Consider the following 14791-nt stretch of genomic DNA (forward strand, 5'->3'; position numbering starts at 1 on the left):
TCGGCCCCGGCTTCGGCCCTGGCCCCGGCTTCGGCCCCGGCTTCGGCCCTGGCCCCGGCTTCGGCCCCGGCTTCGGCCCTGGCCCCGGCTTCGGCCCCGGCTTCGGCCCTGGCCCCGGCTTGGGCCCCGACCCCGGCCCCGGCTTCGGCCTCGGCCGCGCCCCCGGCTTGGGCCCCGACCCCGGCCCCGGCTTCGGCCTCGGCCGCGCCCACACCCCCGGCCACATCCCCGCCCGTAGCCGAGGCCCTGGCTACGGCCCCGGCCGGGCCCGCGGCTGCCGTCTCGCCCCCGGCCACGGCCACACCCCCGCCCACGGCCACACCCCCGGCCCGAGCCCCCCAGGACCCCTCCTTCCCGCCCCCGCACGGCTGCCCCGCCGCCCCCGGCGACTTCACCGGCCGCGAGGCCGCACTGCAGGAGGTCCTCGCCGTGCTGGCCGCGGGCCAGGACGTGGTCGTGAGCGGCGCCCCCGGCACCGGCAAGTCCGCCCTGGCCCTGCGCGCCGCCGAACACGCCCGCCCCGCCTTCCCCGACGGCCAGCTCTACGCCGACCTGCGGGACGCGATCGGCATGCCGCGCCCGCCCCGCCAGGTCCTCGGCTGGTTCCTGCGCGCCCTCGGAGTGCACGAGCACCGCATCCCCGACGGCATCGACGAGCGCACCGCGCTCTACCGCACCCTCCTCGTCGGCCGCCGCATGCTCGTCGTCCTCGACAACGCCGCCGACGACACCCAGGTACGTTCCCTCCTGCCCGGCGGCGGCGACTCCCGTACCGTCGTCACCGGCATCCGCCCCGCCCTGGCCGGCCTCGCCGGCACCCGCCTGGTCCGCCTGGGCCCGATGACCCCGGCCGAGGCGACCCGCTTCCTCGCCCGGATCACCGGCCCCGACCGGCTGTCCGCGGACCCGGAATCCGTCGCCCGGGTCGCCGAGTACTGCGACCGCCTCCCCCTCGCCCTGCGCATCGCCGCGGCCCGGCTCGCCGACCGCCCCCACTGGCCCGTGGCCCGCCTCGCCGACCGGCTCGCCACCGAGGACCGCCGCCTGGCCGAACTCCGCATCGGCAGCCTCGACCTGGCCGACGCGATGCGCCCCGCCCTGGACGGCCTCGACGGCCCCACCGCGGCCGCCCTCGACGCGCTCGCCGCCACCGCCCCGCGGATCCTCACCCCGGCCGACGCGGCAGCCGTCCTCGACCTCCCGTACCAGGAGGCCGAGGACGTCCTCGACCGTCTCGCCGACGCCCGCCTCCTCGAACCCGGCCCGCACACCGACGGCGCCGTCCCCCGCTACCGCCTGCCCTCCCTGGTCAGGCTCTTCGCCCGGACCCGGGTGCCCGTCCTCTGACCTCACCCTCCCCACGTTCCTCCCGCGGCGGCCCGGTGGTTCCCACCGGGCCGCCGGCGCCGTGCCCCGGCCGCCGTCAGCCGCAGCCTCCGGCGTGCCCCTCGTCCAGCCCGTACGTCGCTATGTAGCCGTTCTCCGCGGTGCCCCGCGCGGCCAGTTCGTTCAGCGCGTCGACGTAGTCCGCGAGCAGATCGGCCCACGGCGTCCCACTGTCGCGCAGCAGCAGTTCCTGGTCGATCGCCGCGCTGTTCTCGATGTCGGTCAGAATGTCCAAGGGGTGCTGGACCTGGGGGGTCTCGAACATGTGCGTTTTCCTCCTGTCGGATCCGGGCCCCGTTCAGGTCCCGCACCAACAGATTCGGATCGGCCCCTATGGACGGTCTCCATTCCGGCCCGCACCGCGAATACAGCTGCGCCATAGAAGGAATATGGGGGACCGCCCCACCCTTCCCCCATGGACAAGAACGCGGACCGGAAAGCCCCCACCCCCCTCACGGACGTGGTGATCGCCGGCGGCACCCTCACCGCCTGGATCGCCGCGGCCCGGCTCGCCTCGGCGTTCCCCGACACGGTCCGCATCACCGTCCTGGAAACCGCCGACCGCCCGTCCATACAGGTCACAGCGCTGGCGCCGACCGCGCAGCGTGATCTCTTCGACCCGCTCGGCGTCTTCGAAGACGAATGGATGCGGGCCGCGGACGCCTCTTTCAGCGCCGCCGTCAAATACACCGACCGCTCCGCCCCGCACACCCACGTCTACGTTCCCCGCAGCAGCCCGCTCCCGGACTGCGAGGGATTTCCGCTTTCCGACGCATGGACCCTGCGCCGGGCCTGCGGACAGACCGTGGAACCCGCCGACCGCGCCTGTTTCCGTGAGCCCCCGCTCATGGACGCGAAGAAATCACCGCGCTGGCTGGACGGCCGGGCGGCAATTGCCTACGGCTGGCACGCGGACACCACGATGCTGACCCATTTCCTGCGCGTGAAAGCCGTCCGTACCCGCGGCGTCCGGCTGCTGACCGGCGACCTGCTCGGCGCCGACCGGGACGCACACGGCAGGGTGACGTCGCTGCACACCACCCGCGGCACCCTGGCCGCGGACCTCGTGCTGGACTGCACGGGCGAGTCCCGCCTGCTGATCGCCGGCGTGCTGGCCGAACCCTTCACCGACGAGACCGGCCTCGTCCCCGCCGACAGCACCGTCACCCTGACGGCCCCTCACGACAGCGCCCTGCACGGCGTCGAGCCGTACACCACCGCCACCGCCACCCCCGCCGGCTGGACGTGGCGCCTGCCCCTGCTCGGCCGCTACGGCGCGGGCCTGGCCTACGCGAGCGCCCGCACCACCCCCGACGAGGCGGCCCGTCAGCTGCTCGACACCCACGGCGCGCGCGACACACCCGCGCGAGCCGCCCACACCCGCCACCGCCCCGGCCGCCCCCGCCGCTCCTGGGTGCACAACTGCGTGGCCCTCGGCGCGGCCGCCGGCCTCACCGACCCCCTCGCCGAGGACCACGCGGCCACCCTGGACCTGCTGGACCGCCTGATCCGGGACTTCCCGTCCCCCGACCGCCCGGACGCCCCCGCGGCCCGCTTCAACCGGGCGGCCGCCGCGCACCACGAACGCGCCCTCGACCTCCTACGGCTGCGCCACCCGGCCCGGCACCCCCTGCCCCTCTCCGACACCGCCCGGGCCGCACTCGAAGCCCACCGCGCAGGCCTCTCACCGACCCCCGACGAGCAGCCGCTCCGCACCCTGCTGACCGCCTTCAGCCCCCGTACGGGCGGCCCCTCCCCGGCCCTCGCCCGCCACCCCGCCGCCCTGCGCGCCGCCGAGGAGCACTTCACCCGTATCAAGCGCCACCAGCACACCCTCCTGGAGACCCTCCCCACCGCGCACGACTACCTCGCCCGCCTGCACTCCCCGCGCACCCACCGCACGGCACGGTCAGCCGAACGCGGCCCCCTCCTCCTCGCCCTGCCCACGGCCGCCGACTAGGGCGCCCTGCGCGCCCGGTCGACTCCGCCGGGAAGGCCCCCGAACGGCCCCGCTCCGCCCCGGCCCGCCCCGGCCCGGACGCGCGAGCCCGACCGGACCTACAACCAGCCGCGTCTCGTGGCGTTCACGCCGGCCTGGAACCTGCTGGCCGCGTCGAGTCTTTCCATCAGGCTGGACATCATCCGGCTCACGGTGCGCGCCGAGATCCCGAGGTTGCGGGCCGCGGTCTCGTCGGTGTCCCCGGCGGCGACCATCTCCAGCAGGGCGCGTTCCGTGGGCGTGCACCCGTTGTCGTCGGAGGGTGGCTGTTCCCCGAAGGACGTCCCCGTCGACCAGCACAGCTCGAACAGCGCGCACAGGGCGGTGATGATGCCGGAGCTGTGCACTTCGAGCGCGCCCCTGCGCGGATCCTCCGGGTCCAGCGGCAGGATCGCGGCCCGCCGGTCCACGATGATCATCTGGATCGGGACGGTGGGCACGGTCCGCATCTGGCCGCCGTGCTCGATGAGCCACCGGGCGTAGGCGAGCGTGTCCGCGTCGTTGCGGAAGCTGTCACGGCACACCGCCCGGATCTTCACCCCGCGCTCCAGGGCCTGTTCGTTGAGCGGGGTCGCGGCGTTGCGGGCGTCGGGCCGGTGCGCGCCACCGGGGTTGAGGGACAGGCATTCGAACTCGGTGGTCCGCTGGAGTTCCTCCAGCCGCGTACGGACGGCATCGAGCCCTTCGAGCCGCGTGGCGCTGTCCGACATGCGCGTGCCCAGGTGCTCGGCGGCTATCGCGGCTATCTCCGCGCGCGTGGTCTCCACCTGGGCCAGCCGTGCCGCGAGGTCGGCCTCGGCGCCGGCCAGCAAGGTGGCCAGACCGACGTCGGGACTCACCGGACGCAGGCTGCCCCCGCGCTGGTCGGACGGCTTGAGCAGGGCGAGCGCCGCCAGTTCGTCGAACGCGGCGCGCACCACCTTCTCCGGGAGCCCGGTGTCGGCCGTCAGATCGGCGACACCGTGGTCGGGGTTCTGGAGCGTTGCCCGGTAAACGGTCTCGGCATGGGGTGTGAGTCCGAGTAACTGGAGCATGTGGTCTCCCTTCGGTCAGGACCACCGGTGGACGAAGGCTTTCGCATGGGCATGACGTCTTCAACCCCGCAATCCCCGTAATCCCCGCCAGGCCCAGCACTGCCCGGCCGCCCTGCCCGTCACGGTGATCACACCGTGCTCCCGCTCCGCGCCCTCCCGCCCACGGGACCCGCTGCCGACGGCTGCGGGAAGGGGACCTCGCCCGAGGTGGCGTCTCTCCGCCTGGCGATTTGACGCCGGTCTGTGCCTGGTGACACCGCCACCGCGGTGGGACAGGCTTATGCCATCGAACGCAACACCCCACGGACCGGGGTGAAAGCGACAGTCAAGGAAAAAGCTGCTTCTGAAGGGTGGAGTCCGTCATGTCCCGGGTCGCCGCAGTCCTCCTCTCGTCCGCCGCTCTCGTCGTGGCCGTCGCCACCTCGGGCGCCGTCGCCCAGGACGCATCGGGCGCCGGCCGTACGTCCGCCGGTGACGGATTCGGCTGGGGGACGAACCAGGCGGTCGTGGCCGACGACGGCTTCGGCTGGTGGACACGGCAGGCGGTGGCGCCGGGTGACGGGTTCGGCTGGGTATCGCCCCAGGACGGGACCGGTACCGAGCGGCCGGTCTGACACGGGCGCCGACGGCGGACCGACGGCGGGCCGATGGCGCGAGGGCCCGAGATCGCCATGCATATGATCACCATGCGACTGGTCGGCTCCCGGGGAGCGACAGCCGCCCCCGACGACCTCAGGGAACTGCTCACGGCCCAGTTCGACCCCGCGGACCGCATCGAGCACCTCTGGGCGCGCGCCGGCCACGACCAGATCGACCTGGTCCTCTTCGTCCTGGCCGACTGCGAGGCCGAGGCCCTGCTGACCGCCCGCGCCGCGTGCCTGCGCGCCGTCGAACGCGCACCACGACTCACCGCCTGGCACCTGTCGGACACCGCGGACGGAGACGGCCCCCTACCCCGGTGACCGCAGCCACCTCCACCACACCCGCCCCGCGGCCCGCGCGTCGGCCATCACCACGTTTGGCACGAGAGAGGAACCCACCATGCTCGAAACCGCTGACGCGGCGCCGCGTACGGCGCTCGACCGGACCACCGCCCGCCGCCACATCGGGACCTTCCAGGTGCCCGACGACGTCACCGCCACGGAGTTCTCCCTCCCGGGAGCCCGCCTGGAGACCACGAACGTGAGCGAGAGCGACGGCACCAACGGCGTCGTCCGGGTGACCCGCATCTCGAACGGCCCGGGCATCACCGACTACGTCACCCACGAGAAGGACTTCACCTACTCCTCCTACGGCATCCACGTGGGCCAGGACGACCGGCTCACCTTCTTCGGCGAAGGCCAGCGCATCACCGTGCACCTGATCGACTGCCGCGAGGACTCCCCGCAACTCGGCGACGAGATCACCATCGAGATGGCCGTCTCGCCCCACCGGGTCCTGATCATCCCCAAGGGCGTCGCCCACACCCTCGACGGTCTCGGCGGGGTCGTGACCCGCGACGAACCCGTCTGGTACGCCGACCAGAACCCGGACTGGGAACCGGACAACGACCTGGTCTCCTTCCTCCGCTCCTCCTCCCGGGCGCCCGTCGTACGGACCAACCGCCACGAGCTGCCGGTCGCCGCCCACCTGCTGCTCTCCCGGATGTCCCAGCAGACCAACTCCCAGGACCAGGGCGCCTACGCCGCCCGCTACCGCGTCTCCATCGGCGGCAGCACCACCTACGCCACCATCCGCCCGGCGTGGCGCGCCGCCGAGACCGCCGACGACGGCAACGAACTGACCTCCCGCAATAACTTCGTGCTGACCGGACCCGAATCCTTCACCGTCGTGCCCTCCACGGACAGCTGCACGTCGGACGTCCTGGAAGCGGACCTCGACGCCGGCCGCGGCGACGGGGAAACGACCGGCGGACGGTACGTCCGGCACGAGTACTCCCGCCGCCGCCTCACCTGGCTGGCCGGCAGCACCGACGCACGGATCGAGGTGGTGACCGCGGACGGCGAACACTCCGTGATCCCCCTCGGCGACCCCACCATCGGGGTCCGCGTCCCCCCTGGTACCTGGTACCGGTTCGCCGGAACCGGCCGCGTCTGGCTCCGCTCCGAGATGGAAGTCCTCGACCTCGAACCCTGGGTCCTGGACCACCCCCTCGGACGCGACGTCATCACGGCCGACCCCTCCGGAGCCGGTCCCAGCAGGCCCGAGCAGGACGGCGACCGCTACCTGCCCGGCCCGGCTCTCCACGCGCTGGCGCGCATGGAAGCCAAGGCAATGTCGCTCACCCGCTGAAGTCCGCTGCGGAACCCTCCGCAGAACCGTCCGCGCACGAGCACCCCGCGGACGCCACCGAAGGACCCAACGAAGGGAACGCACCATGTCGATCACCAGTGTCGAGACCACCGCGTGGAAGACCGAGCTCGCCGCCATGTCCGGTGACGTCACCGACCCCGCCGCCCGCGCCGCCCTGGAGAGCCTCACCTCCGCGCTGGAGCCCTACTTCGAGACCCCCGAGTACTTCCGCAGCATCCTCGGGAAGATCGCCCAGGCGATGATCGACGCGGACACCGAGGAGCAGATCACCTCGCGTGCCTACGGTGACCTGGAGGAGTTCAAGGCGGCCCTGCCCGAGGGCGTCGTCGTCACCACCGTCTGAGCACCGCAGTAGTCGTTGGGGGGCGGGCGCACCGGTCCGGTGTGCCCGCCCCCAGGCATCTTCGGAAAGGAACGCCGCCATGTCCGCTCTCCCCAAGCCGCACCTGATCATGACCAAGACGCGCACGACGGGCGAGGAGTCCGGCCTCCCGGGAGCGCGGCACATCCGGTCCTCCCGCAACGACCGTCCCTACCACTACATGGTGCACAGCCCGCACTTCGCCTACGAGGAGTACGCGGTGCACCTCGGCCAGTACGACCGGCTGTCCTTCTACGGCCCGGCCGGCGCCCCGCCCGTGACCGTCCACCTGTACGACTGCCGGTCGGACTCCCCGGAGTACGACCGCAAGCTGGAGATCGACGTGCCGGCCGACGGGTCGTGCGTCCTGGCCGTCCCGCCCGGCTACGCGCACTGGTTCGAACGCCTGGAGACCGTGACCACCCGCAACGACTACTCGCTCCACGCACCCGAGGACCCTTCCTCCGCGTGGTCGCCGTTCGACGACAACGCCACCTACGCCGTCACCGACATGAACCGCTCCCGCCCGCGGGCCGTCGCCAACACGGTCGAGCTGCCGACACCGGCCCAGTTCCTCGTCTCCAAGGTGGTGTCCCGCAGCTGGCTCGGCGGCGCCACCGAGCAGGGCGTCGTCGCCTCCGCGGAGATCGGCGGCGAACTCCACCGCTACTTCATCGACCGGGACCTCGCCGGGCAGCAGCCCGACCTGCCCCGGTCGCAGCTCGCCACGGTCAACGCCGCGGTCGGTTCCTACCAGTCCATCCGTGACGACTCGTACGGCATCGGCTCCAACGTGGAGAACGGCCTCGCCGACACCATGGTTCACGACATTCCCGAGGCCTGGCCGCCCTGTTTCAGCGCCCATCCCAATCTCACGCTGAAGCTGTCCCCCCTGCTGTACGACAATCCCGAGATGGAACTCCAACTCATCGACCGACGCGCGGACTCCCCCACCTTCGGGGCCTCCCAGGTCCTGCCCTTCCCGCGGGACGCCCGCGTCGTCCTGACGATCGAACCCGGCGTCCTCATGCGGGCCCGCGGCAACGGCACCCTCCACTACCGGGTGGAGTACGAGGTCCACGACAGCGGCGGCGCCCGCCTGCCCGAACTGTTCGTCCCCGTCCCCGCCGGCGGACCGCTCCCGACGTTCGAGGCGCCGGGCTCCGCGCTCCCGGGCGAGGTCGTCCGAGAGCTGGCCTACCGATGACCACGACGGAACAGGGCCCGAGGGCGGCCGGCCGCACCCCGCTCACCACCCCGTCACGCTGGCTGACGCTGCTGCTCGTCGTCTTCGCCTTACTCGTGCTGTCCCGCTCCATGAGCGAGGGCATCTACGACATCGCGTTCGCCAACCTCGCCCTCGACCTCTCCGGCCTGGTCAGCACGGTCGGCCTGGTCTACTGCGTGGGCTACGGCGTGGAAGTCGTCGCCTCCGTGGCCGCCGGCCCCCTCCTGGACCGGGGCAACCCGAAGTCCGTCCTCGTCACGGCCTATCTCGTCAAGATCGGCGTCTTCGTCCTCATCGGGATCGGCTCCACCTTCCTCTCCTCCCACCTGTGGGCGATCGTCGTGGCCGCCGCGACCGTGGACCTCGTCCACCACATCGGGGAAATGGCCCTGTTCGTGCTCCTGCCGAGGATCCTCGACGCCAAGACCCTCGTCCGGGTCCAGGGCATCGGCGGAACCATTCGTTCCGCGAGCGAGCTCCTCGCACCGGTGGTCGCCGGCCTCGTCATCGCCCTCATGCCCGGCTCCCGCGCCCTCCTGGTCGCCGCGGGCCTCCAGGTCCTCGCCCTGGCCGTCTTCGCCGCCTTCGTCGCCGTAGTGGCCCGCCGGCCCAAGGCTGCCGACCCCGACGGAACCGACGCGGCGAACCCCGCACCCGAACCGGACACCACGCCCGAGCCGCTCCCGTCCCGCCGCGTCGTCGCGAAGACCCTGGCCACCAGCCCCGCCTGGCGCCGCTTCCTCACCTTCCACGCCCTGACCGTGCTCGCCCTCTCGACGGTCATCCTCTCCCTGCTGTCCCTGATGAGGGAGACCTTCGACATGTCGCCGGCCCGCGCCGGCTCCTTCCTCGCCTTCTCCACGATCGGGGCGATCATCGGCGGCCTGGCCGTCGCCAAGGCCGGCCCCGACGGCATCTACACCAGCCTCCGCTGGGCCACCGCCCTGGCGGGCGCCGGCACCCTGACCGCGGCGCTGTTCGGCCGGACCCAGTGGATCCTCGCGGCCGCCCTGATCCTCTTCGGCATCGGCTTCACCGTCTACCTCAGGTCCGCCGGCCTCCTCGTCCAACTCCGCGCCCCCGCCAACCTCCTCGGCACCTGGCACGGCCTGCTCGACGCCGTCATCCGCATCGTCAGCGCCGCGGCGATCCTCGCGACGGGCTTCCTCTTCGACCGCTTCGGCGGCAAACCGGTCTACCTCGCCTTCGGCGCCCTCCTCCTCCTCACCGCCGCCCTCTGGTCCACCTTCGGCCCCCAAGACCGCCACCACCTCAGCACCACCCCCCTGCACTAGTTCCAGGTCTGCAGGCGGCTGTTGTCGCAGGGCTGCTGGACGGCGAGGGCCCCGTCGCCGTGGCCGTGGATGGTCAGGCACTTGCCGGAGTTCGCGTTGACCAGGCTCCACCCGCCTCCGGGCTGGGCCTGCCACCGCCAGCTCTGCGTGGCCGACCCGTTGCACGTCCACTGGTTCGCGGTGGCGCCGTTCGCCACGATGTCGCCCCGGATCTCCAGACATTTGCCGGAGTCCATGTGGACGATCGTCGTCCACCCGCCGGGGTTCGTGGTGGTCCACTTCTGGCTGGAGGAGTTGTTGCACGTCCACTGGTTCGCGGTCGCCCCGTCGTGGCCCAGGCTGCGGCGGATTTCCAGGCACATGTTCGTGGCGGCGTTCACCCACGTTCGCAGCCCGCCCCCCACCACGGGCGGCGGGGGCGTCGTCGGCTCCGGCTTGGGAGCCGGGCTTTTCGACGGGCTCACCGGAGCGGGGCTGGTCGGCTCCGGCTTCGTGGTCGGCTTGATGGCCGGCTTCGGCTTGGCCTGGGGCGTGCTGGTCTTCGTGGGCGCCGCTGAAGGGGCCGTCGTGGGTGTCGGCGCGGGTGCGGGAGTGTCGTCGGCAATCCGGTTGTAGCGCAAGGCCTTGTACGTGCCGGCGGGGATACCAGCGATCTTGGCGGCGTTGAGGCTGCCGGTCGATTTGTTCGTCGGGACGCGCTCGTTGCTCTCCTGGTAGAAGCTGAAGGTGCCCTTCTTCTGGTCGATCCAGTCGGCGAAGAGCACCACGTGGTCGGGCGAGTTCAGGATGTCGCCGGGGCGGAGCTCGGAGGTGGGTATCGGCGTCGTCAGGCGCGGCAGGGTCAGCGTGGTTTCGCTGTCCGGGAGCATCCAGGCCATGGAGACGAATCCGGAGCAGTCCGTCCTCCAGCCCGTGGTCGGGGGGAAGTACCTCTTCTGGCTGTACGGGACCCGCTGGTCGACCCAGGACTGGGCCCGCCGGATCACCTGCCCGCGGGTGACCGGGCCTCCGCCCTTCGAACGTTCCGAAGCCGCCGCCGTGCTGACGATGCCGCTGGTCTGTTCGCCGGGTCCGGTGGTCGGTGCCGTGACGAACGCGGCGATGAGGCAGGCCGGTACGACCGCCACCGCGACGGTCACGGGCATACGTATTTGAGACAACTGGACTCCCCCTGGTGGACGGCTGCTGCCGGGACCTGTTCTGTGTCGCCTGGAGCCGGTATCGCGCGCGGCAACGGTTCACGGACGGGCGTCGGGCCCGGTCCCTGGCGTCCCAGGTTGGGTAGCGGAGGGGATGACCGGTGTCCGGTACGGCATATGGGCAGGTCGCGTGCGTGCCGGGGGCGGACAAAGGGATTGTCCGCGGACAACACAAGGGGGAGAAGTGACCAAGGCAGGGCGCCCTCAAGGCGACCCGAGAGGGGCGACCGAGGCGGCCAACGATCTGGCGCGGTTCCTTCGGGATCTGACCGACGGCATGAGTCTGCGTGTGCTCGCCGAGCGCTACCCCGGCGGCAGGACCATGTGGGGTGACTACCGCTCCGGGGCCCAGATCATTCCGCTTCCCCGGCTCAACACCGTGATCAAGGACCGGGTGCCCGATGCCCGCGGGCAGCAGATCATGCTGGCCAAGGCCCGCGACCTCCACGCCCTGGCCTTGACCGCCGAGGCCGAGCGACCCGCAGTGGGACTGGACGAAGCACTGGAGCGGGCCAAGCAGGACATCGCCGAGATGGGCCGCCTGATCAAGGCACTTCTCGCCCGGATCGACGTGCTGGAGGAAGAAGCGGCACGCCAGCCGTCCGACGCGGGGCACACCGGCGTTTCCGGCCGCCCGGTGGCCGCGATCGCGGCGCAGCTCGACGTCCTGCGCGAGCACGTCGCCGAGGCCCGCCGGGTGCGGGACGCGACACTGGAGGCGTACGGGGCGGCCCAGTCCGAAGCCGGCGAGGAGCCCGGCGGCGAAGAGGGCGCCGGCGCGGGCGGCGAGCTCGTCGGCAGTCTCGCCGCGCTCCACGACACCGCCGCCCGCCGGCAGGACGCCTTCCGGGTATGGAACGCGGACAGCTCGTCATCGGACCCGGGAGCCGTTGGCGCCGACGCGTCGGCGGAGCCGTCCAGTGGCCCCGGTGGCGCGGGGGAGACCGAGGACGGCGGCGCGGACGCGGACGACCATCGTGGCGGGGCCGTTGCCACGGGTGGCCCGGCCCCCGGGGTCTCCGTGGAAACCCAGGACGGACCTCACGGTCAGGACGGGCCTGCGGGCACCCCGTCGGCCGGGAAGGACAGCGCCCAGGACTCCACCGAAGCGAAGGCGGAACCCGCCGGCACCGAACCGGTGCAGGAGGACACCAGGCGCAGCGGGCCGCGGCTGCCGGCCGGCATCGGCCTCGCCGTCCTGGTCGCCGCCTGCGTGATCGGCGGCATTACCATCGCCGCCTACCAGAAGGGGCACGCGGGGGAGCGCAGCCCCGAAGCCCGCCTCAACACCCCTGCCACGCCCGGCAAGGGCCCCAGCACACCGGCCATCGAGATCCCCGCGCCCCGAACCTCCGGGCCTTCAGCCGAAGCGACGACCACCCCGTCGCCGCCGGGCCCGACGGGAGAGGAGGCCACCCCGACCCCGAAGCCGGAGCCGCCGAGCCCCGCGCCTGGGGTGACGCCGAAGGAACAGACGCCGAAGGCGCAGACGCCGAAGCCGGCACCGCCGCCGGCCGTGGGGGGCGGGCTACGGACCTGGGCGAACGCGGGAACCCAGATGTGCCTGGAGATACGTCGCAGCGCGGGGGAGGACGGCGCGACGGCGAACCAGTGGACGTGCAACAACTCCTCCAGCCAGAAATGGACCACCACGAACCCGGGCGGGTGGACAACCCTGGTGCACATGGACTCGGGCAAGTGCCTGGAGATCCGAGGTGACTCCCGCGACGACGGGGCCAGCGCGAACCAGTGGACCTGCAACGGATCAAGCGGGCAGGCGTGGCGCTGGGCAGCACAGGCCGGTGGCGGCTGGAGCCTGGTCAACGCCTCGGAGAAATGCCTGACCATCCGGGGCCAGGGCGACGGCGCGCTCGCCGTCCAGGAACCCTGCGACGGCAGCCCCCTCCAGACCTGGAACTAGGCCGTCTCCAGGCGGGCCGGACCACCACTGCGGGCCTCCGTGTCCCCGGACAATACGCATTGTCCAGTCGCTGAGCTGGGGTTTCGCCGTCCGGACCCGTGGACAACGGGGGCTTCCCCGCACCTTGGCATCCAAGCCGTCAGACACACGACGCAGGAGGCCAAGAGAAATGAATTCCTTGTTCCGTCACCACGACACGGGTCGGGGCGCAAGCGCCCACCCTGTGCCGGCTGCTCGCCGCAGGCCCGCACGGATCGCCGTCTGGTCCCTGGTCGGCGCGCTGGCCGGCGGCCTGGGCTGGGCGACCGCCCTCGGCACCGGATCAGATGGACCTGAGGCCCGGAGCGACACCGTGGCCGTGGCGGCCGCCTCCGGGGAAAACGCGCCGGCCCTGGCGTTGGAGACGATCGTCGCCGCGGGAAAGGCCGTCTACGCCCTCTCCGCAGACCACCAGGGCGTCTACGAGTGGTCCTCCGACCGGGCCAACTGGCTCAAGGTGCGCGGCGCCACCAAGAACCTCTACGCGGGCGGTGACGGCGTCTACGCAACCGACCAGGCCACCGGCGACATCACCAAGTACGACGGCGAACCCGGCCGGTGGACCCGCATCGGCGACCCCGGCCACGCCTTCGTGGCCACGACCACCCACGTCTCCGGCGACAAGAGCTTCGACCGGCTCTTCGGCATCAGCCCCGACCGCTCCGGGGTCTGGGAGCACACGGGCAAGGGCGACGCGGCCTGGACCAGGATCGGCGAACAGGCGGCCAGCCTCTACACCATTCCCGCCGAAAAGGTCAGCCTGACCGGCATAAAGGCCGTGCAGGACCTCGAGAAGCGCCGCAAGAAGGGGACACTGTTCGCCACCGACCCGGTCACCGGCGACATCCGCAAGTACGACGACAAACCGGGCCAGTGGACCACGATCGGCGGACCGGGTGCCGCGTTCGCCGTGACCGACGAGAACCTCTACGGCCTGACTCCCGATGGCGGCGCGGTGGTCGAGTACGACGTCGACCGCAAGAAGTGGAACCCGGTCGGCGGGCCGGCCGGAACCATCCTCGCCAGTAACACCCTCTACTCCACCAACCGCGAAACCGGTGACCTCTACAAGTACAACGGCCGTCCCGGCCTCTGGAACCGAGTCAGCGGACCCGCCGCCGCCTTCGTCACCACCGGGGACCTCCTCTACCGCCTCGCCCCCGACAAGCGCTCCGTCCAGACCTACAGCGGCGACGGAAGCAACGACAAATGGCGCGACCTCCGCGCCCCGGCCGCCCCGGCCACGCGGGAGGAGAAGCTCGCGCGCCTCGACAGCCTGGTCCAGCCCGGAGACGCGGCCTTCAACGACTGGGCGCGGGCACTGGGCGCGCACCGCACCGGGGAGCCCGACCGGTACGAGTTCGACTGGACCACGAACAAGTGCAACGAGCCCGCCCCGAACATGATCAGCGACTTCGACTTCACCCTCGCCTGCATCCGGCACGACTTCGGCTACCGCAACTACAAGGACCTCCAGGGAGAAGACACCTTCAAGCACGGTCCGGACTGGAACGCCCCCAAGGACCGCGTCGACCGCATCTTCCAGCAAGACCTCCACACGATCTGCAACGCCGTGACCTTCCCCCGAAACCACACCGCCGCCGAGCGCAAGATCTGCAGGGAGACAGCCGACGCCTACTTCGCGGCAGTCGTAGCCGCCGGCTGACGAGGTCCGCGGTCCACCCCGAGCGGTGAACCGCGGCCCGCGTCGCCCAACGCCGGACGCGCGGGAACCACTACCCGGTCACACCTCAGGATCCAAGCCACCCACGGGTGGGGTTGCGGCCGGCGAGGTGAAAGCGGTTCATCGGCTGCTTCCAAACGGTCCTCGGACGCGCGAGAAGTTCTGTGGGGCCCGGCGCGGTGCGCCGGGCTCCAGCAGCCTGTGAAACGGCCCTTACGTCAGGACCGGCCGGGCTGTCGCTGGAGGTGACATCGACATCGCCCACGGCCTCCGGCACCCGTCAACGACCCGTAGTCTCAACCCCAGCAGCCGGCCCTACAGAGCCCCGACCC

At 72.1% G+C, this 14791-nt stretch carries 13 protein-coding genes; 10 read left to right on the top strand and 3 right to left on the bottom strand.

The window, feature by feature from the left end; genetic code table 11:
• The coding region (locus tag ABZZ17_RS18290) for an ATP-binding protein (protein ID WP_356877163.1) at positions 1–1347 on the top strand (1347 nt) is incomplete at its 5' end.
• A gap of 76 nt (positions 1348–1423) precedes the next feature.
• On the opposite strand, the gene ABZZ17_RS18295 is transcribed toward ABZZ17_RS18290, so the two are convergent.
• Positions 1424–1651, bottom strand: a complete 228-nt coding sequence (locus ABZZ17_RS18295; RefSeq protein WP_356877165.1) for a DUF6269 family protein — start codon at positions 1649–1651, stop codon at positions 1424–1426.
• Between the two features lie 150 nt (positions 1652–1801).
• Between ABZZ17_RS18295 and ABZZ17_RS18300 the strand changes: the two genes are divergently transcribed.
• A complete protein-coding gene (locus ABZZ17_RS18300; protein WP_356877167.1) occupies positions 1802–3346 on the top strand; it encodes a tryptophan 7-halogenase in 1545 nt (514 codons plus the stop codon).
• A 98-nt stretch (positions 3347–3444) separates the two neighbouring features.
• Here ABZZ17_RS18300 and ABZZ17_RS18305 read toward each other — a convergent pair whose 3' ends face one another.
• Entirely contained in the window at positions 3445–4419 is a 975-nt protein-coding gene (locus tag ABZZ17_RS18305) for a helix-turn-helix transcriptional regulator (RefSeq protein WP_356877169.1), read from the bottom strand.
• Between the two features lie 362 nt (positions 4420–4781).
• Here ABZZ17_RS18305 and ABZZ17_RS18310 point away from each other — a divergent pair, with 362 nt between their 5' ends.
• From ABZZ17_RS18310 to ABZZ17_RS18335, 6 genes are all read left to right on the top strand, one after another.
• Positions 4782–5033: a hypothetical protein gene (locus ABZZ17_RS18310; protein ID WP_356877171.1), complete on the top strand. Its 252-nt coding sequence runs from the start codon at positions 4782–4784 to the stop codon at positions 5031–5033.
• Positions 5034–5096: 63 nt separating this feature from the next.
• Positions 5097–5381 carry a hypothetical protein gene (locus tag ABZZ17_RS18315; protein WP_356877173.1) on the top strand — a complete coding sequence of 95 codons (285 nt, stop codon included), beginning with the start codon at positions 5097–5099 and terminating at the stop codon, positions 5379–5381.
• 79 nt (positions 5382–5460) lie between these two features.
• Positions 5461–6711, top strand: a complete 1251-nt coding sequence (locus ABZZ17_RS18320; protein WP_356877175.1) for a hypothetical protein — start codon at positions 5461–5463, stop codon at positions 6709–6711.
• Between the two features lie 85 nt (positions 6712–6796).
• Positions 6797–7075: a hypothetical protein gene (locus ABZZ17_RS18325; protein WP_356877177.1), complete on the top strand. Its 279-nt coding sequence runs from the start codon at positions 6797–6799 to the stop codon at positions 7073–7075.
• Between the two features lie 79 nt (positions 7076–7154).
• A complete protein-coding gene (locus ABZZ17_RS18330) occupies positions 7155–8300 on the top strand; it encodes a hypothetical protein (protein ID WP_356877179.1) in 1146 nt (381 codons plus the stop codon).
• The gene (locus tag ABZZ17_RS18335; RefSeq protein WP_356877181.1) at positions 8297–9616 is read left to right on the top strand and encodes an MFS transporter; all 1320 of its coding nucleotides are present in this window, start codon (positions 8297–8299) and stop codon (positions 9614–9616) included. The genes ABZZ17_RS18330 and ABZZ17_RS18335 overlap by 4 nt, the downstream gene beginning before the upstream one ends.
• On the opposite strand, the gene ABZZ17_RS18340 is transcribed toward ABZZ17_RS18335, so the two are convergent.
• Positions 9613–10776, bottom strand: a complete 1164-nt coding sequence (locus ABZZ17_RS18340; protein WP_356877183.1) for an RICIN domain-containing protein — start codon at positions 10774–10776, stop codon at positions 9613–9615. The genes ABZZ17_RS18335 and ABZZ17_RS18340 overlap by 4 nt on opposite strands.
• Positions 10777–11092: 316 nt before the next feature.
• Between ABZZ17_RS18340 and ABZZ17_RS18345 the strand changes: the two genes are divergently transcribed.
• Together ABZZ17_RS18345 and ABZZ17_RS18350 are read left to right on the top strand one after the other, a co-directional pair.
• Positions 11093–12736, top strand: a complete 1644-nt coding sequence (locus tag ABZZ17_RS18345; RefSeq protein WP_356877185.1) for an RICIN domain-containing protein — start codon at positions 11093–11095, stop codon at positions 12734–12736.
• A gap of 223 nt (positions 12737–12959) precedes the next feature.
• Positions 12960–14441: a phospholipase A2 gene (locus ABZZ17_RS18350; protein WP_356877187.1), complete on the top strand. Its 1482-nt coding sequence runs from the start codon at positions 12960–12962 to the stop codon at positions 14439–14441.
• Positions 14442–14791: the final 350 nt, after the last annotated feature.

This window comes from Streptomyces sp. NPDC006512 (assembly GCF_040611935.1).
Lineage (GTDB): Bacteria > Actinomycetota > Actinomycetes > Streptomycetales > Streptomycetaceae > Streptomyces.